The following is a 25,624-nucleotide window of genomic DNA, read 5'->3' as shown; positions in this document are numbered from 1 at the left end:
TGGAGATCAGGGGAGCCTCAGGGGCCGACCCTGATGCTCCGGCCTCCCGCACGTGTGACGATCGATGGCATGTCGGAAGCCGCAGCAGCGCCACTCGCCGAACCGCGGCCGCCGCGCAAGCTCTACCGCAGCAGTGACGGACGCTGGCTCGGGGGTGTGGCGCGGGGCCTCGCCGGGCATCTCGGGCTGCCCGTGATCTGGGTACGGCTCGTCTTCGTCGGCCTGTTCATGGCCGACGGTCTCGGCGCGCTGCTGTACGCCGCGTTCTGGTTCTTCGTCCCGCTCGGCGTCGGCGGGGTCGAGGCGCAGAAGCCGCCGTCGGCGGTGGCCTCGGAGACCTCGCCCGACGGCCGCCGCAGACGGGTCGCGCGCAGGCCCGACAAAGGCCAGATCGTGGCTCTGCTCCTCATGGTCGTGGTGGCCATGGTCTTCGTGGGCAACGTCAACCTCAGCGGTGGGGCCCGGGCCTACCTCTGGCCGGCCGTGCTCGTCGGCGCGGGCGTCGCCCTGGTCTGGCGGCAGGCGGACAACGCCCGCCGGGCCCGCTGGGCCGAGGTCGGCCGCCGCCGGCGCACGGTCACGCTGCTGCGCTCGGTGGGCGGGGTCCTGCTGGTGACGGCCGGCGTCTCCGGCATCTTCGTCCTGCAGGGCTCCACGGCACACCTCGGTTCCGTCCTGCAGGCGGCCCTCGCCGTCCTCGTCGGGATAACGCTGCTCGCCGGGCCGTATCTGGTGCGCATGACCCAGGACCTCTCCGAGGAACGCCTGATGCGCATCCGTGCCCAGGAACGCGCGGAGGTCGCCGCCCATGTGCACGACTCGGTGCTGCACACCCTGACCCTGATACAGCGCAACGCGGAGAACGCGGGCGAGGTCCGCCGCCTGGCCCGCGCCCAGGAACGCGACCTGCGCACCTGGCTCTACAAGCCCGAAGGCACCGGCAAGGACGAGGCCGACGAACCCACCACGCTCGCCGACGCCGTCCGGCGCAACGCGGCCGAGGTGGAGGACAAGCACGGCGTCCCCATCGAGGTCGTGGTCGTGGGTGACTGCCCCCTCGACGAGGGGATCGCCGCACAGATGCAGGCCGCGCGGGAAGCAATGGTGAACGCCGCCAAGTACGGTGGCGAGGGCGGCGCCGTGCAGGTCTTCGCCGAGGTCGAGGGGAAGACGGTCTTCGTGTCCGTCCGGGACCGGGGCCCCGGCTTCGACCTCGACTCGATACCCGCCGACCGGATGGGTGTCAGAGAATCGATCATCGGCCGCATGGAGCGCAACGGCGGGACGGCGCGGCTGCGCGCGGTGCCGGACGGCGGCACGGAGGTCGAGCTGGAGATGGAGAGGGCGGAGAAGACGTCATGAGCGACCCGACCGAGGCGAACGGTACGGCGGGATCGGCGGAGGCGGCGGGTCCCGCGCAGGAGGGCGGCGGCCCGGGGCGTCATGTGCGCGTGGTCCTCGTGGACGACCACCGCATGTTCCGTACGGGGGTCCAGGCGGAGATCGGACAGACCGCGCAGACCGGTGTCGAGGTCGTGGGTGAGGCCGCGGACGTCGACCAGGCCGTCACGGTCATCACCGCGACCCGCCCCGAGGTGGTCCTCCTCGACGTGCACCTGCCGGGCGGGGGCGGTGTCGAAGTGCTGCGCCGCTGCGCCCCGTTGATGGGCGACGCCGAGCAGCCGGTCCGCTTCCTCGCGCTGTCCGTGTCGGACGCGGCGGAGGACGTGATCGGCGTGATCCGCGGCGGGGCGCGCGGCTACGTCACCAAGACGATCACCGGCACGGACCTCGTGGACTCCATCTTCCGCGTCCAGGAGGGCGACGCCGTTTTCTCGCCCCGGCTGGCCGGGTTCGTCCTGGACGCCTTCGCCTCCACGGACGCGCCGCCGGTCGACGAGGACCTGGACCGCCTGACCCAGCGCGAGCGAGAGGTACTGCGGCTCATCGCGCGGGGCTACGCCTACAAGGAGATCGCCAAGCAGCTGTACATCTCCGTCAAGACGGTCGAGTCGCACGTCTCGGCGGTGCTGCGGAAGCTTCAGCTGTCGAACCGGCACGAGCTGACCCGCTGGGCGACGGCGCGGCGGCTGGTGTGACACAGGGCCGGGTCCCGCACCCGGCCCCCTGCTCACTCACCGACGCGCCCGCTCACACCACCCGTGTCGCCCCCGCGAACGGCATCTCGTCCAGGGGGGCGACGCGGACCGGCACGGACGGGTTGGGGGCGTGGATCATCCGGCCGTTGCCCACGTAGATGCCGACATGGCTGATGCCGGCGTAGAAGAAGACCAGGTCGCCGGGGAGGAGTTCGGAGCGGGAGACGCGGCGGCCGGCGGCGATCTGGGAGTACGTCGTGCGGGGCAGGGAGACACCGGCCGCGCGGTAGGCGGCCTGGACGAGGCCCGAGCAGTCGAAGGCGTTCGGGCCGGTGGCGCCCCAGACGTAGGGGCTGCCGAGCTTCTGGTGGGCGTAGGAGACGGCGGCGGCCGCACGGGGGTTGGGCGCCTGGGACGAGGCGGAGCCGGGGGCCGCGAGCGTGTCGCGGACGCCCGCCGCGCGCGAGGCGCGGTCCTGCGATACGCCTAGCCGGGAACGTTCCTGCGCGTCGAGCCGGGACAGCAGCCGCCGTGCCGATCCCAGCTTGCCGGTGATCGTCTTCTTGTGCCGCTTCAGCTCCGTCTGACGTGATTTCAGGGAGGTCAGCTCGATGTGGGCGGCTCCGCGCAGCTGCTCGATCTCCCGGAGCTGCCTGCGCACGCCCGCGACGGCGGCGTTCTGCCGGTTGCCGGCCCGCTCGACGAACTCGGCGTTCTCGAGGTACCGGTCGGGATCGTCGGACAGGGCGAGCTGCACCGCCGGGTCGAGACCGCCGGCACGGTACTGCGCGGCGGCGACCGAACCCAGGTCGTCACGGGCGGAGTTGAGCCGCTCCTCCTTGCGGGCCGCCTGGTCCTGGAGGTCCTTCAGCCGCCGCCCGGCCGCGTCGGCCTTCTCCTTCGCGCCGTTGTACTTCTCGGTGGCGACCTCCGCCTGCTGGTACAGCCGGTCCACCTTGGCCTTGATCTGGCCGGGGGTGAGCTGGGGTTCGGCGTGTCCGGTCCCGTCGAAGCCCGTCGCCGTCGCCGCGCCCGCGAGGGCGATCGTGGCGGCCGTACGGGCCTTGCCACCACCCATAGCGCGCTGTCGGGGCTTGCGGTGCGCTGCCACCTGGAGGCCACGTCCTTTCCTCGACCGCCGAGGGGTGCGTGCGGCCGCCGGGGGGAGCGGACGGGCGGCCTGCGCGTCCGGCGACGGCCCGCACAGGGGGAGCGGACCGCCGCCGGACCTTTTCGGCGGTGGTGTCCGACTGCCGCCCCTGGCCCGGGCGGCGGTGGGGAGCCGGGCACCTGGGGGAGGACGCTAAACGTCGCCGTGGCGGGCCGGGGGCGGGTGTGCGGAAGTGTCGGGAGAGGACCGGCGGTGACCGTATGCGACCATGGTCCCGCCCCGGCGCCGTCTACTTCACTCAGCGTGATGACCGATGCGTCGAATCGTGAGTGAGTGACCGTGATCGGGTGCTATGAGGGGCATTTGCGTATCCCTGGGCCGGTGTCGGGTGGCCTCGGAGCCCCTGATTAGGCTCCGGCCCATGGACGTACTCATCCACCTCTTCGTCGGCCTCCACATCATCGGCATTGCCTTGCTCCTGGGCGGCTTCCTCACCCAGATGAAGGCGATGGGCGAGGGTACCGCCCGCTTCACCCCCGCCATGCTGCACGGCGCGCTCACGATGCTGGTCACCGGTGTGATCCTGGTCGGCCTCAACCAGGCCGACGACCAGACCGTGAACAACATCAAGATCGGCGTGAAGCTGGCCCTGCTGATCGTGATCCTCGGTCTGGTCTATGTGAAGCGGGACGACGAGAAGGTGGACAAGGGCCTCTTCGGCCTGGTCGGTCTGCTGACCACGGCGAACATCTTCATCGCCGTCCTCTGGACCTGACCCGGGAGTGCCGCGCGGCGGCCCGGGCGGAGGCGAGAGCCCAGGCGGTGCACCCGAGCCAGGCGGCCACCGCGATCCACAGCAGCACCTCTCCGGCGACGTCGAGCCAGGGGACGTCGAGGGCGGCGGCGACCGCGAGGGTGGCCGTCGCCGTCACGACCGCGGCGAACACGGTCGCCCAGCGCCGCACGTCGTAGTGGTGCCGGGGCCAGAAGAGCTCGGCCAGCAGCAGGGCGACGCAGGCGATCAGCGCGAGCACCAGCAGCGTGACCGTGGTCGTGCGCAGGGTGTCGGCGTTCTCCTCGTTCCACAGGTACAGGCGCGAGCTGTCGGCGCCGAGGACTCTCGCCCCGGCCAGCGCGGAGACGGCGAGGGCGCCGGCCGCGAGCCAGTGGTCCCCGCGCCCCTCCTCCACTTGCCGGGGCTGGAAGCGGAACAGGGCGAAGCAGTAGAGCGCGAGCCCCAGCCAGAACAGCACCAGAGCCGCGTGGGCGAGCCAGGCCACCGCGTCGGCCGCGGCGAGCGTGGCGCCGAGCACGGCGATCCCCTCGGTGGCCACGCAGCGCAGGAACACCGTTCCGCGCCGCCCCTGGGCCTCCGCGGTGAGCAGCACCGCCCAGAGCACCATGGCGAGCGCCAGCAGCGCCTCGGCCAGGGGCTGCTGCCCGGCCGCGGAGAAGCCGGTACCCAGAACCGCGGCCGCCGCCACGGTGGTGAGCGCGGCCGGGGTCTCCACCCGCCACTCGTCGTGCGTCCGCTGGACGAGGCCGGCGGCCGCCGCCAGCCAGGCCGCGCAGGCCAGGGCCAGGGCGATGCGGGAGAGGACGGCGTACCCCGCCGAGTCGAGACCGGCCGACACGATGCCGGTCGCCAGCGCATACGTCGCCCACCAGGCGGCAAACGGGGAGGGACCGGACATGACGCCGATGCTAGAGAGCGGCGCGCGCGTTGGGAGAGGGGCACGCGCGCGTGCCCCTCAAAAAACGTGACGCGACCTCTCGGCCCTCTCGGTTCTCAGCCTCTCGGCCCTCAGGCTTCACTCAGGCCGGGCGCACCACGCTGTGGATCGCCGACTCGCCGTCGTAGTAGATCGATTCCTCGCGCACGTACGTGCCGGGCTTCGGCGCGTGGATCATCATGCCGTTGCCGATGTAGATCCCGACGTGGGTGACATCGTCGTAGAAGAAGACCAGGTCACCGGGTTGCGCCTGGGAGAGCGGGACCGTGGTGCCGGCGTCGACCTGGTCGTAGGTCGTGCGCGGCAGGGTGACGCCCGCGGCCTTCCAGGCGGCCTGGGTGAGGCCGGAGCAGTCGTAGGAGCCGGGTCCGACGGCGCCCCACACGTACGGCTTGCCGATCTGGGCGCGGGCGAAGGCGAGCGCCTTGTCGGCCTTGGTGGCGTACGAGGAGTCGGCCGGGGCCGTCGAGGTGGACGAGCCGGAGCCCGACGGCCCCGTCGATCCGGACGTGGAGGACCCGCCGTCCTGCTGCCGGGCGGCCTCCTCTTGCGCCTTCTGCTGCGCTGCCTGCTGCCGGGCCAGCTCATCGGCCTTGCGGGCCGCCTCCTCCTGCTTCTCCTTCTCGATCGCCGCGAGCCGGGCCTTCTCCTCGGCGGTCAGCTTCGACATCAGCTCGCGCGCGTCGGCGAGCTTGCGCTGGACGGTCGCCTTGGCGGTCTTCAGATCGCCCTGCGACTCGGTGAGCGCCTCCAGGCTCTCGGTGGCCTCCTGGCGCTTCTCCATCGTCTCGGACTGCTGCGCGATGTAATCGTCGACCGCGACCTTCTGACGGCCCGTCATCCGGTCCATCAGCTGGGTCTGGTCGAAGTAGTCCTGCGGGGTGTCCGCGAGCAGGAACGTCGCCGTGTCCGGGGCGGCGGCACCGGTGCGGTACTGGGCGGAGGCGAAGGAACCCAGCTCCTCGCGCGCCTCGTTGAGCTTCTGGGTGCGCTTCGCGACGTCGTCGATGAGGGCGTCGGCGCGTTTGCGCTGCTTCGCCGTCTTCTCCTTGGCCGCGTTGTACTTCTCGGTCGCCGACCCCGCCTGGCGGTAGAGGTCGTCGACCTTCTTCTCGACTTCTTCCAGGCTGGGCTTGTCGTCGGCCTCGGGGGCGGCGTTGGCCGACTGGGACAGCAGGGCCACGGAGGTGAGGGCCGCCGTTGCGAGGGCGGGGGTCCGTATGCCTGCCACGCGCGTACCCGTAGGACGCGACTTGCGGTGCGACGCCAAGGGAGGCGACTCCTTCCACGTTCCGCCTACCGGGTTAGCTGTCGGGTTCGGGCGGGTGGTTCGGAAGGTTTGCCCTACGGCCTCTCCGCACAGGGAGTCGGGCCGATTCACCCCAGGTTCACGGTTGGGTCCCCGGCTCCGGCTGCCGCTGCGGCACACCGGACTCGGCGGAGGCCGCGCGGCCCGGCGACGTTCGCCGGTGGGGGTCATGCGGCCTGGTCGCACCGTAGCCAACTCGTGTGGTCCCTGTGAAGGTTGATGGGTGATATGCCCGATACATTTTCGTGACCTTATTCCTGAGCGTTGCCGAGAGTGAACGATCAAGGGGGATTGGGCAGGGAAAGTCCATACTTGTCGGGCATGTAGCAGGGCGTGATCGCGCCGTCATGGAGGGCGACAATGCGCCGCCGGGCGGTCGGCGGGGCCCCGGGCGCGCGGCGATGTTCTCAGGGCGGCGGCGGGCTGTCAGTGGGGCGCCCTAGACTCGGAGAGCGATGAGCAGCCTCTTTGACGACAGCTTCCTGGCCAACCTCCAGGCCCAGCGGGGCCCCGCGGACGAGCCCCCGCCGCCACCCGAGGACGATCACGTTCCGGAGCCGATCCCGGACGATCTGTTCGGCGGGAAGTTCGACGTGCCCCCGGACCGGGACGCCTACTACCGGGACGGAGCCCCCCGCCCGGTGGTGGACACCGCCGCCCTCCTGGAGGGGCTGAACGACAACCAGCGCGCCGCCGTCGTCCACTCCGGCTCCCCGCTGCTCATCGTGGCCGGCGCCGGCTCCGGCAAGACCCGTGTGCTCACGCACCGCATCGCCCACCTGCTCGCCGAGCGGGACGTGCACCCGGGCCAGATCCTCGCGATCACCTTCACCAACAAGGCCGCCGGCGAGATGAAGGAGCGTGTCGAGCAGCTCGTCGGCCCGCGCGCGAACGCCATGTGGGTCATGACCTTCCACAGCGCGTGCGTGCGCATCCTCCGCCGGGAGAGCAAGAAGCTCGGCTTCACATCGTCCTTCTCGATCTACGACGCCGCCGACTCCAAGCGCCTGATGGCCCTGGTCTGCCGCGACCTGGATCTCGACCCCAAGCGCTTCCCGCCGAAGTCCTTCAGCGCCAAGATCAGCAACCTGAAGAACGAGCTGATCGACGAGGAGGACTTCGCCGCCCAGGCCACCGACGGCTTCGAGAAGACGCTCGCCCAGGCCTACGCCATGTACCAGTCGCGGCTGCGCGAGGCGAACGCCCTCGACTTCGACGACCTGATCATGACGACGGTCAATCTCCTGCGCGCCTTCCCGGACGTCGCCGAGCACTACCGCCGCCGTTTCCGGCACGTCCTGGTGGACGAGTACCAGGACACCAACCACGCGCAGTACGCCCTGGTCCGCGAGCTGGTCGGCACCTCCGAGCACCCCGTCGACGTGCCGCCCGAGGCCGAGATCCCGCCCGCCGAGCTGTGCGTGGTGGGTGACGCCGACCAGTCGATCTACGCCTTCCGCGGCGCGACGATCCGCAACATCCTCCAGTTCGAGGAGGACTACCCGGACGCCACGACGATCCTGCTGGAGCAGAACTACCGCTCCACCCAGACGATCCTCAGCGCCGCCAACGCCGTCATCGAGCGCAACGAGTCCCGCCGCCCCAAGAACCTGTGGACCAACGCGGGCACCGGCGCCCGGATCACCGGCTACGTCGCCGACACCGAGCACGACGAGGCACAGTTCGTCGCCGAAGAGATAGACCGCCTCACGGACGCCGGCGAGGCCAAGGCCGGCGACGTCGCCGTCTTCTACCGCACCAACGCCCAGTCCCGTGTCTTCGAAGAGATCTTCATCCGCGTCGGCCTGCCCTACAAGGTCGTCGGCGGCGTCCGCTTCTACGAGCGCAAGGAGGTCCGGGACGTCCTGGCCTACCTGCGCGTCCTGGCCAACCCCGAGGACTCGGTGCCGCTGCGCCGGATCCTCAACGTCCCCAAGCGGGGCATCGGCGACCGCGCCGAGGCGATGATCGACGCCCTCTCGCAGCGGGAGAAGATCAGCTTCCCGCAGGCTCTGAAGCGCGTCGACGAGGCGTACGGCATGGCCGCGCGCTCCACCAACGCCGTCAAGCGGTTCAACACGCTGATGGAGGACCTGCGCACCATCGTCGAGTCCGGCGCAGGACCGGCCACGGTGCTGGAGGCCGTCCTGGAGCGCACCGGCTACCTCGCCGAGCTCCAGGCCTCCACCGACCCGCAGGACGAGACCCGGATCGAGAACCTCCAGGAACTCGCCGCCGTCGCCATGGAGTTCGAACAGGAGCGCGGCGAGGACGAGCAGGCCTCCCTGTCCGACTTCCTCGAACAGGTTGCCCTGGTCGCCGACTCCGACCAGATCCCCGACGAGGAGGACGGCGACGGCGTCATCACACTGATGACCCTGCACACCGCCAAGGGCCTGGAGTTCCCGGTCGTCTTCCTGACCGGCATGGAGGACGGCGTCTTCCCGCACATGCGCGCCCTCGGCCAGACCAAGGAGCTGGAGGAGGAGCGGCGCCTGGCCTACGTCGGCATCACGCGCGCGCGGGAGCGGCTGTACCTGACGCGGTCCACGCTGCGCAGCGCCTGGGGCCAGCCGTCGTACAACCCGCCCTCCCGCTTCCTGGAGGAGATCCCGCCGACCCACGTGGAGTGGAAGCGGACGGGGGCCACCGCGCCCGCGTCCTCCGGGCCGGTCTCGGCGGTGGCGGCCTCGCTGTCGTCGTCCCGCTCGCGCTCGTCGGCGTCGGGCGCCTCCGGTTTCGCCACGCGCCGCACCTCCGAGAAGCCGGTGGTGTCCCTGGCGGTCGGGGACCGCGTCACGCACGACCAGTTCGGGCTCGGGACCGTCGTCGCGGTCAAGGGCACGGGCGGCAACGCCGAGGCGACGATCGACTTCGGCGAGACCAAGCCGAAGCGGCTGCTGCTGCGGTACGCGCCGGTGGAGAAGCTGTAGCGCCGTGAGGTGAACCGGCGGGCCCCGCACGCTCGACGCGGGCGGGGGCTGCCGGGACGTTACGTCGGGTCGAGGCTACGTCGGGTCGATGCCGTGGCTGCGCAGCCACGGGAGCGGGTCGATCGCCGAGCCGCCGCCCGGGCGCACCTCGAAGTGCAGGTGCGGACCGGTCGAGTTGCCCGAGTTGCCGGAACGCGCGATCTGATCGCCGGCCTTCACGGCCGTACCCGAGGGCACCGTGTAGGTGGAGAGGTGGCAGTACCACGTCTCCGTGCCGTCCTTCGCGGTCAGGATCAGCATGTTGCCGTACGCGCTGTTCCACTGGGTGCGCACGGTGCCGTCGGTCGCGGCCATCACCGTCGTGCCGTACGAGACGGGGAAGTCGATGCCGGTGTGCAGGGACATCCAGTTGATGCCGGACTGGCCGTAGTAGGCGCTGAGTCCGTGCCGTGCGACCGGCAGGGCGAACTTGGGGCGCAGCCGCTCCTTGCGGGCCGCCTCCTCCGCCGCACGCTTCTTCTCGGCGACCTGCTGGGCCTTGAGGTCGATGCGCTCCTGCGTGCGGCTGGCCCGGTCGGCGAAGTCGTCGGCGCCGGCGGAGAGGCTCTGCAGCTGCGTGTCCAGCTTGTTGTTGGCCGCGGCCGGCTTGACCGGCTGTGCGTCCGCCGCGGTCGTCTGCGCCTCGGCGGCACTGTCGTCGGAGAAGGTGGCGACGGAGGCGGCTGCGATCCCGGCGACACCCATCACGCACGCGGAGGGCACCGCGATGGTCATCAGCGCCGAGCGCTTGGGAGGTGTGCGGCGGCGGGAACGGGAGCCGGCGCGCGAGGCCGCCCGCGAGGACGGAGCCGGGGTGACGTCCTCCTGGCCGTCCAGGAGCGGGGTGACGACGGGCAGTTCACCGGTGGTGGCCGGCTCGCCGCCGTCCGCGTCGGGGGCGTGATAGCCGCCTTCGGCGGATTCGTCGTACGTGACCTGGTCGAAGGCCGCGGTCTCGTGCTGGTCGAAGGTTTCGGCAGGGTGCTCGTAGGCGTCGGGAGCCGGTGCGGCGGTGCCGTCGGAGTTCCACTGCGTCGCGTCGTAGGCGCCCGTGTCGAAGGTCTGCGTGCCCCACTCCCACTGCTGGGTGTGATCGGCCGGGTTGCCGGACTGGTCGGGCTGCAGCCAGGCGCCGGTTTCCCACTGCCCGGTGGCGTCGGGGGACGGGGCCTGGGACGGGATGACCGGCATCGGCTGCTGCTCGGTCGTCCAGGAGGTCGTGTCGTAGACGCCGGTGTCGTAGGCGGCGTGGTGCTGGGCCGCGTAGGCGTCGTAGTGCACGTTCTCGTGCGTGCCGGTGGGCCAGTGGCCGGTGTCGTACGCGCCCGAGTCGTGGCCGCTGCCCGGCATGTCGCCGAAGAGGGGGTCGGTCGCGAAGCTCGCGGTGGCGTGCCCGGTGGCGTCACAACCGGCCCCGTGGGTACCGGTGGCGTCGAATCCGGTGGCGGTGTAGTCGCCGTACGTGGTGAAGTCGCCGTACTGGGCTTCCTGGGTGTTGTACGACGCGTAGTGCGCGGAGGCGGCGTCGGAAGCCGGAGCCGGGGTCATGGTCCCCGACGGGTGACGGTCGTTCACCAACTTCTCTTTCGCCTCGACAACAGGGGCTGCCAGAGCAGTGCGGCGACTGTACCCGGCGGTACGCGGGCGCGACAATCTTCGGCAGGTTTCGCGCGCGCAGGAAACGGGCATTCGGCCGTGTTTTGGCGGACGACGGGCACGGGTTTGGCCCTGTGTTCGAAGTTTGTTCGAGGTTGATCAATGCTGTGGTGTCGAGTGACCGCTGTATGACGAGTCTCAGGCGACTGTCAGATCGTCGGTGTGTTCGGCGGACGGTTCACCCGGGAGGGCCGTGTCGAGGACCTGCCGCACGCCGTTGGCGACGGCGGGGTGCACAGGCAGTGCGAGATGGCCGATGCCGGTCACGCGCACGTTCTGCGCCATCAGATCGGGATGGTCGATACAGGCCGTCTCCGGCGGGTCCATCACATGGTCCAGGTCGCTCCAGAAGCTGACGAAGTGCGTACGGCAGTCAGGGGCGGGCGCGGTGAGCTCCTCGAGCACCGGTGAGCCGGGGCGCATCTGGCGCACGATGGGGTGCGCGTCGGCGAAGGGCATCACTCGGGTTCCCGAGTGCGGCGTGCCGAGCGTGACAAGGGTCCGCACATGCCTGTCGCCGCCGAGGCGCTGCACGTAGTAACGCGCTATCAGGCCGCCCAGGCTGTGCCCGACGATGTCGATCTGCCGGGCGCCTGTGCGCTCGCAGAGCTCCTCGACGCGCCGGCCGAGCAGTTCGGCGGCGGCGCGTATGTCGCAGGTCAGCGGCGAGTAGTTGAGGGACTCGATCTGCTGCCTGCCGTGCTGGGCGAGGCTGCGGCGCAACAGGACGAAGACCGAGCGGTTGTCGATGAAGCCGTGCAGCAGGAGCACCGGCGGCTTTGCCCGCGTGGGCAGTTGGGCGGCGCCGTTCGTCGGCAGCGCCGGGACGGGGGTACGCCGCTCCTGGGTGATGCCGGACGGATAGAGGAGGAGATGCCCGGCCAGGATGGCGATCTCCAGGGCGGTGGCCTTGAGGAGAGCCACGGAAAGCCCCGCCAGCCGGCCCGGCAGCAGGCGCTCGCAGAGCGGAAGAAAGGGCAGAGCAGCCCTGGTGACCTTCATGGCCGACCTCCTGTCGGCACGCGGCAGGACGGCTCCGCCCCCCGTGTGCCCTCGTGGAAAGCAGCTGCGAAGACGGCCGGCCATGACCGCGAGAGCGGCGTGAGCCGCGTGAGCTGCGGGGGCAGAGCGCGGCGTGTGGCTTGTGTGACGCCGGTGGTGCGACGGGGGTCCCCGATCGGTGGGGTGACGAGGCTCCCCGCCGGTGCGCCGTGTCTGCCTTGCGTGCTGTGTGTGCGGTGCTTGCCCTGCGTGCCCTCGCCGAGGCGTCCTGCCGCCGCGCTGCGTGGATGACGCGGCGGGACGGCTACCTCGATGCGGCTCCCCTTGCGCTTGTCCCATCGTGTGATTTCCCCCTCGGTATCCACCGCGAAACTGCCGGTTGCGGGATCCTGGAGATAACGTTCGTTCACTTGCCCGGACGGTTCGCGGCAGGGTGTCCGTGCGGTGCGGCGTGTACGGCTTGCCCGATGTGTGCGGTACTTGTCGGTACGGATGGATGTAGTCGCTTCATGGAGGCAGTGATGGGTGTGGCAGCCGGTCCGATCCGCGTGGTGGTGGCCAAGCCGGGGCTCGACGGCCACGATCGCGGGGCCAAGGTGATCGCGCGGGCCCTGCGCGACGCCGGTATGGAGGTCATCTACACCGGCCTTCACCAGACTCCCGAGCAGATCGTCGACACGGCGATCCAGGAGGACGCCGACGCGATCGGGCTGTCCATCCTCTCCGGGGCGCACAACACGCTCTTCGCGGCGGTGATCGACCTGCTCAGGGAGCGGGACGCGGAGGACATCCTGGTCTTCGGCGGCGGGATCATCCCGGAGGCGGACATCCCTCTGCTCAAGGAAAAGGGCGTCGCGGAGATCTTCACGCCCGGCGCGACGACGGCGTCGATCGTGGACTGGGTCCGGACGAACGCGCGCCAGCCTGCGGAGGCGTAGGCCTCCGGCGGTCCTGTCCGGCGGGCGTCTCCGTCCGGCCGGAGGCGCCCCGGGCGGCGGGTTCGGCGGGAGCCCGGCAGCGGCTGCCCCCGGCGACCGTCCCGGCCGTCGGCATGCCCGGCGGCGACTTGCCGCGGAAGGGCGCCCCTCGCCGGGTGCCGCGGGGTGCCCGTCGGTCGGTGTGGTGTCGGGCCCGTCGCCGCATACGGGAAATGGGGTCAGGCCGCTCCCAGCTCCTCGGCCATCGCCGCGCGCATACGCAGGGTCGTGACCAGACGCTGGAAGGCTTCCGCCCAGTAGCCGCCGGCACCCGGAGAGGCGTTCTCCGGCTCGTCGGGTACGGCCAGCAGGGCGTCGAGCCGGGAGGCCTCGGACGGGTCCAGGCAGCGCTCGGCCAGGCCCATCACTCCGCTGAAACTCCATGGATAACTCCCCGCGTCCCGAGCGATGTTGAGCGCGTCCACCACGGCCCGGCCGAGCGGCGCCCCCCAGGGCACCGCGCACACCCCGAGCAGCTGGAAGGCCTCGGACAGGCCGTGCGTGCCGATGAAACCGGCGACCCATTCGGCCCGTTCGGCGGCGTCCAGCGTGCCGAGCAGCTTGGCGCGTTCGGCCAGGGAAACGGCCCCCGGACCGCCCGCTTCCGGCGCCGAGGGATCGCCGAGCAGCGCGCGTGACCACTCGGCATCCCGCTGGCGTACCGCCGCCCGGCACCAGGCCGCGTGCAGTTCTCCCTGCCAGTCGTCCGCCACCGGCAGCGCCACGATCTCCCGGGGCGTGCGGCCGCCGAGCCGCCGCGACCATGTCCCGAGCGGTGCCGCCTCCACCAACTGACCGAGCCACCAGGACCGTTCACCCCGTCCCGCGGGGGCCTTCGCCACAACGCCGTCGCGTTCCATGCCCGGATCGCACTCGTGCGGCGCCTCGACGGCGATCGTCGGGGCGGCCTGCGTGGCTCCCACGGTTCCGGTGACTCCGGTGGCCGGCGCCGTCCCCCCGGGCCCCTCGTCACCGGTGCCGGTCCGCAGGGGCCGCGGCGTCTGCGTGTGGTCGATGGCCACACATGCCACCGCCCTGACCGCCATCCGGGCGGCGAGCGCCGAACCCGGCAGAGCCGACAGCAGTTCCGCCGCCGTCGCCCGGACGTTGCGGCTGCGGTCGGCCAAGGCCTGTTCCAGGAACGGCTCGTCGTCCGGGCCCAGGCCCGCGCGCAGCGAATCGAGGAACATCAGCCGGTCCTCGGCCCGTTCCGTCGCCCATGTCGTCGCGAGCAGGTCGCGGGCGGCGGCCGGTTCGCGGGAGCGCAGGGCGGACAGCAGGGCGACGCGTTCGGCGAACAGGCCCTCCTGCCAGAGTCGCTGCACGCTGTCGCCGTCCTCGGGGTGCGGCAGGGCCGTGCCGCCGCCCGGGGTCGCGCGCAGGGCGAACCGCCAGTCCGGGTTCAGCCGTGCCAGCCACAGGGCCCGGGGTCCCGCGAACTCCAGTGCCGCCGGACGCAGGTCGGTACGGCCCCGGGCCGCGTCCAGCAACGCCGGAAGCAGCTGCGGAGGCGGTGCGAAACCACGGGCGTTCGCCGCCGTGAGCCACTGGGGCAGCAGTTCCGTCAGGTCGGGCGCGGCGCCCCGCCGGCCGCCGCCGGACGGGCCGGGGCGGTCGGCCAGCAGCATCGCGAGCCTGCGGACGGCTGCCGGCGGCAGCGCCGGACGGGTGTCCGGCGGAGCCGGTTGTGGCCGCCCGGCCGCCCGGGCCGGGCGCAGACCGGCCCGTCGTCGTACGGTCTCCGCGGCCGCCGCGTCCAGCAGGGCCGTGGGTGCGGCGGGGCCCGGGGCGGTGCCCCGCGGGGTGCGCCGGTCGGTGCCGAGCAGCGCGGTGGTGACGAGCCCCTCCCAGGCGTGCGCGCCGGGCGCGTCCACAGGAGCGGAGGTCCTGGTCATGAGCTTCCTTTCCGCGGGGCACCCGGTAGTTGAAGGCTCGCCCTTACCGGTTGTCCCGTGATGCCTGAAAGATGCGTGAGTCGTGGGGTGGGTGAGTCCGTGTGAGGGGTGAGGCGGGTCGAAGTGCCGCGGGCCGAGCCGCTGCGACGTGGCTCAGCAGAGCGCGACCGCCTCACCCGGGCCCTCCGGCCAAGCCGTCAGCGGCGTGAAGCCCTGGTGGCCGCATTCGCCGAAGACCCTGACCGGGGCCCCGCCCGACAGGGCGACCAGCCGCCACAGGCCCGGCCGGGAACGCGCCGCCGGTGTGAGCGGCAACGCCGCGTCCTCATCGGCGTCCGCCAGCTGCCAGGAGTCGCCGTCCGGGGCCGGAACGACCCGGTCCAGCGTCACCGGGACGGACTCCAGCCACGGGTCGTCACGCAGAGCGTCGCCGTATCGCGCCACCGCCCGGGACGTGGTCATCCCCGGCGGACGTATCGCCGAGGGCGCGGCCGGGGCGAACTGCTCGCCCAGGGCCACCCGCGGCTGCCCGGCGCCCGGGTACGCGGACACCTCGGCGTCCAGGGCCAGTCCCACCGGCAGCGCCTGCTCCGGGGCGCGACCCGCGGCGCCGTAAGAGAGGAGCAGGACGGTGCGGAGCGAATCGGTGCCGTGCAGCCAGATCCGGCGGGTCGTCAGGCGCGGGTCCGCCGTGTCGTACTGGGCGAGGACCAGCCAGCGGTCGCGCAGCGGCGGGCCGTCGGCGGCGGCCGGCAGGCCCACGCGGGAGCGGACCGTGGCGGCGAGGCCGTCCGGGAGCCGCTCGCGGCGCAGCCAGCCCTGACCGAGGAGATGCAGCAGCGCGCACTCCTCCAGCAGCCGCACCGGCCAGCCCGGACCCGTGGCCGGGATCGCCCCCAACTCCCGCACCCGGCCCGCCAGACCCTGGGCCTGGGCGTCGACCATGCGGGCCGCCGTCTCCTCCCACAGGCCGTACCCCGACTGCTCCGCGGTGGCCAGGCCGCCGCGCAGCAGGTCGGCCAGACGCTGCTCCAGCTCCACCGCGCCCGCCGTGATCCGCTCGGCCCGACGCTCCGCCCGGCGCCGCGCCGCCTCCGGATCAGCGGACCCGGACGGCGCTCCGGAGTCGTCCGCGGCCTTCTTCTCCTCCGCGCGCCCGCGCCGCCCCGCCGTCCACTGCCCGGCCCACTCCGGCGCCTGCCCCGGCGGTACCACCGCGTCGTCGGCGGCCCAGAGCAACAGCAGCCCGAGCGCGTGCTTGCACGGGAACTTGCGGCTCGGACACGTGCACTTGTACGCGGGCGCCGCGGCGTCCGCGATGTCGACGATCGTCTGGTACGGCTTGCTTCCGCTGCCCTTGCACAGCCCCCACACCGTTCCCTCGTCGGAACACCCCGCCTCGGACCACGGCCCCGCCGCGCCGAGTTTGCTTCCCGCTTTGCGTGATGCCGCGTCAGGCGCCAGTGCCAGCACCTGGTCCGCGGTCCAGCGCACCCCCTGCTGAGTCATGCCGACGACGTTAGATCCCGCCACTGACAATCGGGTCCGCGAGCGTCTCCGGCGGGGCGTTTTCGCAGGTCGGGACGCATTGTCAGTGGTGTGGTGCAACGTTGGTGCCAGATCCGAACCGGCCGAGCTGGAGGGGGACTTTGCCATGACTGTGTCCGTGGAGCCGACGTCCGTCGAAGCGGGGGAGACGGAATCGAACCGGGCGTTGCGACCGCACGCCGAGGACGCCTTCGCCGCGGAACTCGCCGCGCTGGCCGCCCAGGACGACCGTCCGCGCCCGGCCCGCTGGAAGCTGTCGCCGTGGGCCGTCGCCACGTACCTGCTCGGCGGGACGCTGCCGGACGGCACGGTGATCAGCCCCAAGTACGTCGGCCCGCGCCGGATCGTCGAAGTCGCCGTCACCACGCTCGCCACCGACCGCGCCCTGCTCCTGCTCGGCGTGCCGGGCACCGCGAAGACCTGGGTCTCCGAGCACCTGGCCGCGGCGGTCAGCGGCGACTCCACGCTGCTGGTGCAGGGCACCGCCGGCACCCCGGAAGAGGCCATCCGCTACGGCTGGAACTACGCGCAACTGCTCGCCCACGGCCCGAGCCGGAACGCCCTCGTGCCCAGTCCCGTCATGCGGGCCATGGCGGAGGGCATGACGGCCCGTGTCGAGGAGCTGACGCGTATCCCGGCCGACGTGCAGGACACGCTCATCACGATCCTGTCGGAGAAGACGCTGCCGATACCGGAACTGGGCCAGGAGGTGCAGGCGGTCCGCGGCTTCAACCTGATCGCCACGGCCAACGACCGCGACCGCGGGGTCAACGACCTGTCCAGCGCCCTGCGCCGCCGCTTCAACACGGTGGTGCTGCCGCTGCCGGAGAGCCCCGAGGCCGAGGTCGACATCGTCTCGCGGCGCGTCGACCAGATCGGCCGCTCCCTCGACCTGCCGGCCGCGCCCGACGGGCTCGCCGAGATCCGCCGGGTCGTCACGGTCTTCCGCGAGCTGCGCGACGGGGTCACGGCCGACGGCCGGACGAAGCTGAAGTCGCCCAGCGGCACGCTGTCCACGGCCGAGGCGATCTCCGTCGTCACCAACGGCCTGGCCCTCGCCGCCCACTTCGGGGACGGCGTGCTGCGGCCGGGCGACGTCGCCGCGGGCATCCTCGGCGCGGTGGTCCGCGACCCGGCGGCGGACCGCGTCATCTGGCACGAGTACCTGGAGACGGTGGTCCGCGAGCGCGACGGCTGGAAGGACTTCTACCGGGCCTGCCGCGAGGTGAGCGTGTGAGCGACACGGGGCGGAGCAGGCCGGTGGAGACTCCGGCCGCCCGGCCCGCGGGGGCGGCCTCGACCGCCGGGGCCGGGGCGCCGGTGGGTGAGACGGCGGCCGACGACCGGTGCGGAACAGCACGGGCGAGACGGGACAAGCGGGACGGGAGGGGGATGAGGTGACCGGTGTGGAAAGGGCCGCGGGCCAGGGGGCCGAGGTGGGCCCGGTGCTGCTCGGGGTGCGGCACCACGGGCCGGGGTCCGCGCGGGCGGTGCGGGCGGCTCTGGAGCAGATCCGGCCGCGGATCGTGCTGATCGAGGGACCGCCGGAGGCCGACACGCTGATCCCGCTCGCCGCCGACGAGGAGATGCGGCCGCCGGTCGCTCTGCTCGCCCACGCCGTGGACGAGCCCGGCCGCTCGGCGTTCTGGCCGCTGGCCGGGTTCTCCCCGGAGTGGGTCGCCATCCGCTGGGCCCTGGAGCACGACGTCCCGGCACGCTTCATCGACCTGCCGGCCACGCACACCCTGGCCTGGGGGAGGCAGGAGGACCAGGCGGGGACGGAGCACTCACCGGATGCCCAGGCGGCTGCGGAGCACTCTCCGGATGCCGAGGCGGCTGAGGACGGGGACACCGGTCCCGGCCCGGCCGACCCGCGGATCGACCCGATCGGAGTGCTCGCCGAAACCGCCGGCTACGACGACCCGGAGCGGTGGTGGGAGGACGTCGTGGAACACCGCGGTGCGGGGGAGGGCGACGCCCTCGCGCCGTTCACCGCGCTCGAGGAGGCCATGAGCGCGCTGCGGGACACCTACGGCAGCGGGGGATATGACCGTGACCCGGTGCGGGAGGCGTACATGCGGCTCCAGGTGCGCGCCGCGCAGCGGGAGTTCGAGGGCTCCGTCGCCGTGGTCTGCGGGGCCTGGCACGTGCCCGCGCTGCGGCAGAAGACCACCGTCGCCGCCGACAAGGCACTGCTGAAGGGGCTGCCCAAGGTCAAGGCGGACATGACCTGGGTGCCGTGGACCCACCGCCGGCTGTCCCGGGCGAGTGGGTACGGGGCCGGCATCGACTCCCCGGGCTGGTACGAGCACTTGTTCAGCGCCCCGGACCGGCCGGTGGAGCGGTGGCTGACCAAGGTGGCGGGGCTGCTGCGCGCCGAGGACCGGATCGTCTCCTCCGCGCACGTCATCGAGGCGGTGCGGCTGGCCGAGACGCTCGCCGCGATGCGGGGCCGTCCGCTGCCCGGCCTGAGCGAGACGACCGACGCGGTCCGGGCGGTGATGTGCGAGGGCTCGGACGTGCCGCTGGAGCTGGTGCGGGACCGGCTGGTCGTGGGGGACGTGCTGGGCGAGGTGCCCTCGTCGGCGCCGGCGGTGCCGTTGCAGCGGGACCTCACCCGGCTGCAACGCCGGCTGCGGCTGAAGCCGGAGGCGCTGGAGCGGGAGATGGAGCTCGACCTGCGCAAGGAGAACGACGCCGCGCGCAGCAGACTGCTGCACCGGCTGCGGCTGCTCGGCATCGCGTGGGGCGAACCGGCCGTCTCACGCGGCAGCACCGGCACGTTCCGGGAGACATGGCGGCTGCGCTGGGAACCCGAGCTGTCCGTGCGGATCGCCGAGGCCGGGGTATGGGGGACGACCGTCCTGTCCGCCGCGACCGCCAAGGCCGAAGCGGACGCCGTCACCGCCCAGGGCCTGGCCGACGTCACCGCGCTCGCCGAGCACTGCCTCCTAGCCGAACTGCCCGCCGCGCTGCCGACGGTGATGCGGGTCCTCGCCGACCGGGCGGCCCTCGACACCGACGTCGGTCACCTCGCCCAGGCGCTCCCGGCCCTGGTCCGCTCCCTGCGCTACGGCGACGTGCGCGGCACCGACACCGCTGCTCTGGCGGAAGTCGCCGCGGGTCTGGCCGAGCGGGTCTTCGTCGGCCTCCCCCCGGCCTGCGCCGCGCTCGACGCGGACGCCGCCGAGGAGATGCGGCGTCATGTGGACGCGGTGCACGCAGCCGTGGGCCTCCTGGGCGACGCCCCCGCCGCGGAACCCGGCAGCCTGAGGAACCGCTGGCGGTCGGTGCTGCGCGTGCTGTCCGGGCGGGACACCGTGCCCGGGGGCATCCGGGGGCGGGCCGTGCGGCTCCTGCTCGACGACGGGGAGCTGGACCAGGACGAGGCGGCACTGCTGATGGGACTCGCCCTGTCACCGGGCACACCGCCGCCGGACGCGGCCGCGTGGATCGAGGGCTTCGTCGGCGGGGGCTCGGGGGGCGGGATGCTCCTGGTCCATGACGAGCGGCTGCTCGGCCTCGTGGACGCGTGGCTGACCGGGGTGCCGGCCGATTCCTTCACGGACGTACTGCCCCTGCTGCGGCGGACGTTCTCGGTGTACGAGCCCGGAGTGCGCCGGACCCTCGGGGAACTGGTCCGACGCGGACCGGGAGCAGGAGGCGGCGCGACATCCGCCGGCTGCGGCACACCCGGGTTCGCGGCCGACCTCGACCCAGCGCGTGCCGACGCCGTACTGCCGGTCGTGCGGCTGCTGCTCGGGCTGGACGAAGCAGAAGAGAACACCGACAACCACCTGGCGGGGGTGACGGGATGACGACCGAGGCACTGCAGGAGCGGACGACTCCGCAGGCGAGCAGCACCGGGACGGGCGGTCTCCGGGCGGACGGGCGGCCCACGACGACCGTGCCGGTGATCCCGCTGTGGGAACGGCCTCACATGGGAGGACGGGGATGACATCCGGATCGACGGACCCGGCGCAGGAGCGGCTGCGGCGCTGGCGGCTCGTCCTCGGGGGCGACGCGGCGGACGGTACGGGCTGCGCGCTGTCGGGGCAGGACGCCGCGATGGACGGGGCGCTCAGCGCGCTCTACGGCAGGAAGGACGGCAGGTCACAGGGGGGCCGGGACCGTTCGGCGGGGCTCGGGGCGTCGGCGCCGTCCGTGGCGCGCTGGCTCGGGGACATCCGGACCTACTTCCCCTCCTCCGTCGTGCAGGTCATGCAGCGCGACGCCATCGACCGGCTCGGTCTCGCCACGTTGCTGCTGGAGCCGGAGATGCTGGAGGCGGTGGAGGCCGATGTGCACCTCGTCGGCACGCTGCTGTCCCTCAACAAGGCGATGCCGGAGACGACGAAGGAGACGGCCCGGGCCGTCGTGCGCAAGGTCGTCGAGGACCTGGAGAAGCGGCTCGCCACCCGAACCCGGGCCACCCTCACCGGCGCCCTGGACCGCAGCGCACGGATCAACCGGCCCCGCCACCACGACATCGACTGGAGCCGCACCATCGCGGCCAACCTCAAGCACTACCTGCCCGAGCACCGGACGATCGTGCCGGAGCGGCTCATCGGATTCGGCCGGGCGAGCCGGTCCACGAAGAAGGAGGTCATCCTCTGTATCGACCAGTCGGGATCCATGGCGGCATCCGTTGTGTACGCCTCGGTGTTCGGGGCGGTGCTCGCCTCGATGCGGACGATCTCCACGCGACTCGTCGTCTTCGACACGGCGGTCGTCGACCTCACGGACCAGCTGGACGACCCGGTCGACGTGCTGTTCGGCACGCAGCTCGGCGGTGGCACGGACATCAACCGGGCGCTCGCGTACTGCCAGTCGCAGATCACGCGGCCGGCGGAGACGGTGGTCGTCCTGATCAGTGACCTCTACGAAGGCGGCATCCGCAACGAGATGCTCAAGCGGGTCTCGGCGATGAAGGCGTCGGGCGTGCAGTTCGTGACGCTGCTGGCGCTCTCGGACGAGGGGGCGCCCGCGTACGACCGGGAGCACGCGGCCGCGCTCGCGGCGCTGGGGGCACCGGCGTTCGCGTGCACGCCCGACGTGTTTCCGGAGGTCATGGCGGCGGCGATCGAGAAAAGGCCGCTCCCGATACCGGATGCGGCCTGAAGGGCCGGGCCCGAAGGGGCAGATGACGACTTATCGATTCGTCGGCGTCCGACGTGCGGCAGCAAAACGGACATGACGGTCCATCGGCAGTAAGGGCTTGCGTGACGTGCGCACTCCCGTGCGAGGATCGGCGCCTGCCTGACGGCGCGTGTGCCGGCGGGCGGTACCGCTTCCGTCGCACGGGAGGAAGCCTCCCCTCTTGGTCTGGTCAGCAGCCCTGCCCGATGCCGCGTCGCGCATGCCGCGCACTGCGGCCGGGTGGCGTGCGCTGCAACTGGCGCTGATGGTGGGCGGGTTGCTGGTACTCGGGGTGCTGTGGGGAGAGCGGGCGCATGCGGAGAACGGCGTAGGGGCGTTGCCGGAGGGCCGGGCCGGGCAGGTCGTCAGCGGCGTTCCCCTCCCCGGGGCTGCGGGGGACCGGCTCGTTCGGTCTGTCGGTGATGCGGCGGAGCGGGCGAGCAGCGGCCCGGCTCGCACCCGGGCGAAGGTGCCGCCGTCGTCGTCCCCACAGGCGCGGTCACGGCCACAGTCGCCCGAGCGGCCGTCACACCTGGAGCAGCAGGGACGGCTGAAGTCGGCGGAATCACCGGAGCTACCGGAGCCTCCCGATCAGCTGCCGCACGTGAAGCCGCCCGCACTGCCGGCTCTGCCCGCGCTGCCGGCTCTGCCCGCGCTGCCGGTCCTGCCCGCGCTGTCGGCTCTGCCCGCGCTGCAGGATCTGCGGGACCTGCCCAAGCTGCCCGACCTGCCAGGTATGTCCACCGCTCCCGGTGACGTCGCACTCCATGGAACGCCCGATCTCCCTGTTCTCCCCGTTCTCCCTCTGCCCGAGCTCCCCGGCAATCCGGCACCCCCCGGTCACCCCCTCCCGGCACCGGTCACGGCCGACCCGCGGCCGGGCGGGACGACGATGCCGGTGCCCAACACCCCGGTCGACGGCACCGAGCTCCACACCGCGCCCGCAAGCGCGCTGCCGCCTTTCACTCACGCGCACCACGGCAGACACGTGGACCACACGGGCCACGGCGGCCACATGGGCCACCTCGGGCGCACGGACCGGCATACCGGCCACCTCGGCCCGGATCGCCACGCCGACCGCCTCGGCCACCGCACCACCCACCCCGCCCACCCCGCCCACCCCGGTCATCCGAGACCGTCCTCGCACGCCGGACCGGCCCGGGTCGACCACTCGCCCGGCGGCCGACCCGGTGGGGTGCTCGGCAACCGGTCCGTGGCCGACAGTGGCTCGTCCCGTCATGGCGACGCGCAGGCCGTCACCCCGAGCCCCTGGGCGGCCCCCAGGCTCCTGCCAGGAGCTGCGGCCCGTACGGACGCGGCGGGCGCCCGGCGCACCCACCGGGACATCCCCCTCTGCCCCGGTTAGCGCGGCTGTTCCCGAGCCGGTACGGGCAGAGCGCCGAGGCGCCGCTGCCGTGGCTCGGCCGCAGGGGAGAGGCCGTGCCGACCCGCCCGGGTGCCCCCCGGCGACCTCCTCCTCCCTGTCCCTTCCTCATGCTTCACGAGGCGTCACGCCCGGACGGCCGAAAGCCGTCGGCGGTCCGAGGCCGAAACCCTCGTGGATGGGTCGGGTGGTTCCCATAGGGGTGGGGACCACGTGACCCGCGGCCCCGGAGAGCAGGCCCCGAACAGGGCCTTCGTGCTCCTCCGGGGGCGTAAGGCGGGCCTCACCGGGCCAACCCCAGCTCGGTGAGGCCCCTCACCCCCGGCACGCCGTGCCAGAGAGCGCGGCATCATGTGACAGGTATCACCGCTCAGGTGTGACCCTCGATTTAGAGGCCTCCCGCAAGCAGCGATAACCTGCGAGACGGACATGCCGCGCGCTCGGACACCGTGTGCGCCTCCCTTGTGACAGACAGCGGACGTCACGTTGCCCTCGCGGCACGCCCACGCAGACAACGAACCGCGAGATCACTGATAGGGACGGAAGCGCGTGGACCTGTTCGAGTACCAGGCGAGGGACCTCTTCGCCAAGCACGATGTACCGGTGCTGGCCGGTGAAGTCATCGACACGCCTGAGGCGGCCCGCGCAGCCACCGAGCGCCTCGGTGGCAAGTCCGTCGTCAAGGCCCAGGTGAAGGTCGGCGGCCGTGGCAAGGCCGGCGGCGTGAAGCTCGCGGCGACCACCGACGAGGCGGTCGAGCACGCGACCAACATCCTCGGCATGGACATCAAGGGCCACACGGTCCACAAGGTGATGATCGCCGAGACGGCCCCGGAGATCGTGGAGGAGTACTACGTCTCCTTCCTCCTGGACCGTGCCAACCGCACCTTCCTCTCCATCGCCTCCGTCGAGGGCGGCATGGAGATCGAGGAGGTGGCGGAGACCCGCCCCGAGGCCGTCGCCAAGACGCCGATCGACGCCAACGTGGGTGTGACCCCCGAGGTCGCGCGCCAGATCGTCGAGGCCGCGAACTTCCCGGCCGAGGTCGCCGACAAGGTCGCGAACATCCTGGTCACCCTGTGGAAGACCTTCGTCGAGGAGGACGCCCTCCTGGTCGAGGTCAACCCGCTGGCCAAGGTCGCCTCCGGTGACGTCATCGCCCTGGACGGCAAGGTCTCCCTGGACGAGAACGCCGAGTTCCGTCAGCCGGAGCACGAGGCCCTCCAGGACAAGGACGCGGCCAACCCGCTCGAGGCCGCCGCCAAGGAGAAGAACCTCAACTACGTCAAGCTCGACGGTGAGGTCGGCATCATCGGCAACGGCGCGGGTCTCGTCATGAGCACCCTGGACGTCGTCGCGTACGCCGGTGAGGCGCACGGCGGCGTGAAGCCGGCCAACTTCCTCGACATCGGTGGTGGCGCCTCCGCCGCCGTCATGGCGAACGGCCTGGAGATCATCCTCGGCGACCCGGACGTCAAGTCCGTCTTCGTCAACGTCTTCGGTGGCATCACCGCCTGTGACGAGGTCGCCAACGGCATCGTCCAGGCGCTGCAGCTGCTCAAGGACAAGGGCGAGGAAGTCACCAAGCCCCTGGTCGTCCGTCTGGACGGCAACAACGCGGAGCTCGGGCGCAAGATCCTCTCCGACGCCAACCACCCGCTGGTGCAGCGCGTGGACACCATGGACGGAGCGGCCGACAAGGCCGCCGAGCTCGCGGCTGCGAAGTAAGGGACGAGGGACTAAACAGCCATGGCTATCTTCCTCAACAAGGACAGCAAGGTCATCGTCCAGGGCATGACCGGTGCCACGGGCATGAAGCACACCAAGCTCATGCTGGCCGACGGCACGAACATCGTCGGTGGCGTGAACCCCCGCAAGGCGGGCACGTCCGTCGACATCGACGGCAACGACATCCCGGTCTTCGGCACGGTCGCCGAGGCGATCGAGAAGACGGGCGCCAACGTGTCCGTCCTCTTCGTCCCGCCGGCCTTCGCCAAGGCCGCCGTCGTCGAGGCCATCGACGCCGAGATCCCGCTCGCGGTCGTCATCACCGAGGGCATCGCCGTCCACGACTCGGCCGCGTTCTACGCGTACGCCGTGTCCAAGGGCAACAAGACCCGGATCATCGGCCCGAACTGCCCCGGTCTCATCACGCCGGGCCAGTCCAACGCCGGCATCATCCCGGGCGACATCACCAAGCCGGGCCGTATCGGCCTGGTCTCGAAGTCCGGCACGCTGACGTACCAGATGATGTACGAGCTGCGCGACATCGGCTTCTCCTCCGCGGTCGGCATCGGTGGCGACCCGGTCATCGGCACCACGCACATCGACGCGCTGGCCGCGTTCGAGGCCGACCCCGACACCGACCTGATCGTCATGATCGGTGAGATCGGCGGCGACGCCGAGGAGCGGGCCGCGGCCTTCATCAAGGAGAACGTGAAGAAGCCGGTCGTCGGCTACGTCGCGGGCTTCACCGCGCCCGAGGGCAAGACCATGGGCCACGCCGGCGCCATCGTCTCCGGCTCCTCCGGCACGGCCGCCGCGAAGAAGGAGGCCCTCGAGGCCGCCGGCGTCAAGGTCGGCAAGACCCCGACCGAGACGGCCAAGCTGGCGCGCGCCATTCTCGGCAGCTGAGGACCGCCCTGCGGGCTGAACGACGCCGTAGCGCGCTGGTGGGCCCGCTCCCTACGGGGAGCGGGCCCACCGCCGTTTTTTTTTGGCGCCCCCCGCCGTGTGCGAGGGCCCACCCGCGGTTTCGGGCCGCCCGCGCCCGATACCCGCCCCCCGGCGCGGTTGCCC

Annotated in this window: 18 protein-coding genes and 1 riboswitch; of the genes, 11 read left to right on the top strand and 7 right to left on the bottom strand. The window is 72.2% G+C overall.

The window, feature by feature from the left end; all coding sequences use genetic code 11:
* The first annotated feature begins 69 nt into the window (after window positions 1–69).
* Window positions 70–1,362: an ATP-binding protein gene (locus tag ABTX60_RS36465; RefSeq protein WP_352101286.1), complete on the top strand. Its 1,293-nt coding sequence runs from the start codon at window positions 70–72 to the stop codon at window positions 1,360–1,362.
* The gene (locus ABTX60_RS36460) at window positions 1,359–2,099 is read left to right on the top strand and encodes a LuxR C-terminal-related transcriptional regulator (RefSeq protein WP_352101285.1); all 741 of its coding nucleotides are present in this window, start codon (window positions 1,359–1,361) and stop codon (window positions 2,097–2,099) included. The genes ABTX60_RS36465 and ABTX60_RS36460 overlap by 4 nt, the downstream gene beginning before the upstream one ends.
* A 52-nt stretch (window positions 2,100–2,151) precedes the next feature.
* Here the strand turns inward: ABTX60_RS36460 and ABTX60_RS36455 are convergent, their stop codons facing one another.
* A complete protein-coding gene (locus ABTX60_RS36455) occupies window positions 2,152–3,210 on the bottom strand; it encodes a C40 family peptidase (RefSeq protein WP_352101284.1) in 1,059 nt (352 codons plus the stop codon).
* Window positions 3,211–3,631: 421 nt separating this feature from the next.
* Between ABTX60_RS36455 and ABTX60_RS36450 the strand changes: the two genes are divergently transcribed.
* Window positions 3,632–3,985, top strand: a complete 354-nt coding sequence (locus ABTX60_RS36450) for a hypothetical protein (protein WP_352101283.1) — start codon at window positions 3,632–3,634, stop codon at window positions 3,983–3,985.
* Here ABTX60_RS36450 and ABTX60_RS36445 read toward each other — a convergent pair.
* Together ABTX60_RS36445 and ABTX60_RS36440 are read right to left on the bottom strand one after the other, a co-directional pair.
* The gene (locus ABTX60_RS36445; protein WP_352101282.1) at window positions 3,963–4,904 is read right to left on the bottom strand and encodes an SLAC1 family transporter; all 942 of its coding nucleotides are present in this window, start codon (window positions 4,902–4,904) and stop codon (window positions 3,963–3,965) included. The two genes, ABTX60_RS36450 and ABTX60_RS36445, sit on opposite strands and share 23 nt — an antisense overlap.
* 121 nt (window positions 4,905–5,025) lie before the next feature.
* Window positions 5,026–6,213, bottom strand: coding sequence for a C40 family peptidase (locus ABTX60_RS36440; protein WP_352101281.1), 1,188 nt, complete (start codon window positions 6,211–6,213; stop codon window positions 5,026–5,028).
* 8 nt (window positions 6,214–6,221) lie between these two features.
* Window positions 6,222–6,393: riboswitch (cyclic di-AMP (ydaO/yuaA leader) on the bottom strand.
* 314 nt (window positions 6,394–6,707) lie between these two features.
* Here ABTX60_RS36440 and pcrA point away from each other — a divergent pair.
* Window positions 6,708–9,185: a DNA helicase PcrA gene (pcrA, locus tag ABTX60_RS36435; protein ID WP_352101280.1), complete on the top strand. Its 2,478-nt coding sequence runs from the start codon at window positions 6,708–6,710 to the stop codon at window positions 9,183–9,185.
* A 75-nt stretch (window positions 9,186–9,260) separates the two neighbouring features.
* Here the strand turns inward: pcrA and ABTX60_RS36430 are convergent, their stop codons facing one another.
* Together ABTX60_RS36430 and ABTX60_RS36425 are read right to left on the bottom strand one after the other, a co-directional pair.
* On the bottom strand, window positions 9,261–10,913 hold the full coding sequence (locus ABTX60_RS36430; RefSeq protein ID WP_352101278.1) for a M23 family metallopeptidase: 1,653 nt from the start codon (window positions 10,911–10,913) through the stop codon (window positions 9,261–9,263).
* Window positions 10,914–11,018: 105 nt separating this feature from the next.
* Window positions 11,019–11,882, bottom strand: coding sequence for an esterase/lipase family protein (locus ABTX60_RS36425; protein ID WP_352101277.1), 864 nt, complete (start codon window positions 11,880–11,882; stop codon window positions 11,019–11,021).
* Window positions 11,883–12,403: 521 nt separating this feature from the next.
* Here ABTX60_RS36425 and icmB point away from each other — a divergent pair.
* Window positions 12,404–12,820: a coenzyme B12-dependent isobutyryl CoA mutase small subunit gene (gene icmB, locus ABTX60_RS36420; protein ID WP_033311505.1), complete on the top strand. Its 417-nt coding sequence runs from the start codon at window positions 12,404–12,406 to the stop codon at window positions 12,818–12,820.
* 218 nt (window positions 12,821–13,038) lie between these two features.
* Here the strand turns inward: icmB and ABTX60_RS36415 are convergent, their stop codons facing one another.
* Together ABTX60_RS36415 and ABTX60_RS36410 are read right to left on the bottom strand one after the other, a co-directional pair.
* Complete coding sequence (locus ABTX60_RS36415; protein WP_352101276.1) at window positions 13,039–14,754, bottom strand: DUF5691 domain-containing protein; 1,716 nt, start codon at window positions 14,752–14,754, stop codon at window positions 13,039–13,041.
* 153 nt (window positions 14,755–14,907) lie between these two features.
* Window positions 14,908–16,263, bottom strand: coding sequence for an SWIM zinc finger family protein (locus tag ABTX60_RS36410; RefSeq protein WP_352101275.1), 1,356 nt, complete (start codon window positions 16,261–16,263; stop codon window positions 14,908–14,910).
* A 145-nt stretch (window positions 16,264–16,408) separates the two neighbouring features.
* Here ABTX60_RS36410 and ABTX60_RS36405 point away from each other — a divergent pair, with 145 nt between their 5' ends.
* The 6 genes from ABTX60_RS36405 (at window position 16,409) to sucD (ending at window position 25,459) form a co-directional block, all read left to right on the top strand.
* Window positions 16,409–17,539, top strand: a complete 1,131-nt coding sequence (locus ABTX60_RS36405) for an ATP-binding protein (protein WP_352101274.1) — start codon at window positions 16,409–16,411, stop codon at window positions 17,537–17,539.
* Window positions 17,540–17,699: 160 nt separating this feature from the next.
* Window positions 17,700–20,120 (top strand): DUF5682 family protein, encoded by a 2,421-nt coding sequence (locus ABTX60_RS36400; RefSeq protein ID WP_352101273.1) that lies wholly within the window; start codon window positions 17,700–17,702, stop codon window positions 20,118–20,120.
* Window positions 20,121–20,256: 136 nt separating this feature from the next.
* Window positions 20,257–21,423, top strand: coding sequence for a VWA domain-containing protein (locus tag ABTX60_RS36395; RefSeq protein WP_352101272.1), 1,167 nt, complete (start codon window positions 20,257–20,259; stop codon window positions 21,421–21,423).
* Window positions 21,424–21,622: 199 nt separating this feature from the next.
* Window positions 21,623–22,807: a hypothetical protein gene (locus ABTX60_RS36390; protein ID WP_352101271.1), complete on the top strand. Its 1,185-nt coding sequence runs from the start codon at window positions 21,623–21,625 to the stop codon at window positions 22,805–22,807.
* Window positions 22,808–23,374: 567 nt separating this feature from the next.
* A complete protein-coding gene (gene sucC, locus ABTX60_RS36385) occupies window positions 23,375–24,553 on the top strand; it encodes an ADP-forming succinate--CoA ligase subunit beta (RefSeq protein ID WP_352101270.1) in 1,179 nt (392 codons plus the stop codon).
* Window positions 24,554–24,574: 21 nt separating this feature from the next.
* Window positions 24,575–25,459 carry a succinate--CoA ligase subunit alpha gene (gene sucD / locus ABTX60_RS36380; protein WP_031132986.1) on the top strand — a complete coding sequence of 295 codons (885 nt, stop codon included), beginning with the start codon at window positions 24,575–24,577 and terminating at the stop codon, window positions 25,457–25,459.
* Window positions 25,460–25,624: the final 165 nt, after the last annotated feature.

Origin of the sequence: Streptomyces sp. NPDC126510 (assembly GCF_040302345.1) — a bacterium.
Lineage (GTDB): Bacteria > Actinomycetota > Actinomycetes > Streptomycetales > Streptomycetaceae > Streptomyces.
Note: the sequence above shows the minus strand (reverse complement) of the source record. Positions and strands in the feature narration are given on the sequence as shown.

Coding starts and splice junctions, on each gene's coding strand:
- ABTX60_RS36465 (WP_352101286.1), top strand. CDS start 70: ATGTCGGAAGCCGCAGCAGCGCCACTCGCCGAACCGCGGCCGCCGCGC.
- ABTX60_RS36460 (WP_352101285.1), top strand. CDS start 1,359: ATGAGCGACCCGACCGAGGCGAACGGTACGGCGGGATCGGCGGAGGCG.
- ABTX60_RS36450 (WP_352101283.1), top strand. CDS start 3,632: ATGGACGTACTCATCCACCTCTTCGTCGGCCTCCACATCATCGGCATT.
- ABTX60_RS36445 (WP_352101282.1), bottom strand. CDS start 4,904: ATGTCCGGTCCCTCCCCGTTTGCCGCCTGGTGGGCGACGTATGCGCTG.
- pcrA (WP_352101280.1), top strand. CDS start 6,708: ATGAGCAGCCTCTTTGACGACAGCTTCCTGGCCAACCTCCAGGCCCAG.
- ABTX60_RS36430 (WP_352101278.1), bottom strand. CDS start 10,913: ATGCCCGTTTCCTGCGCGCGCGAAACCTGCCGAAGATTGTCGCGCCCG.
- ABTX60_RS36425 (WP_352101277.1), bottom strand. CDS start 11,882: ATGAAGGTCACCAGGGCTGCTCTGCCCTTTCTTCCGCTCTGCGAGCGC.
- icmB (WP_033311505.1), top strand. CDS start 12,404: ATGGGTGTGGCAGCCGGTCCGATCCGCGTGGTGGTGGCCAAGCCGGGG.
- ABTX60_RS36415 (WP_352101276.1), bottom strand. CDS start 14,754: ATGACCAGGACCTCCGCTCCTGTGGACGCGCCCGGCGCGCACGCCTGG.
- ABTX60_RS36410 (WP_352101275.1), bottom strand. CDS start 16,263: ATGACTCAGCAGGGGGTGCGCTGGACCGCGGACCAGGTGCTGGCACTG.
- ABTX60_RS36405 (WP_352101274.1), top strand. CDS start 16,409: ATGACTGTGTCCGTGGAGCCGACGTCCGTCGAAGCGGGGGAGACGGAA.
- ABTX60_RS36395 (WP_352101272.1), top strand. CDS start 20,257: ATGACATCCGGATCGACGGACCCGGCGCAGGAGCGGCTGCGGCGCTGG.
- sucD (WP_031132986.1), top strand. CDS start 24,575: ATGGCTATCTTCCTCAACAAGGACAGCAAGGTCATCGTCCAGGGCATG.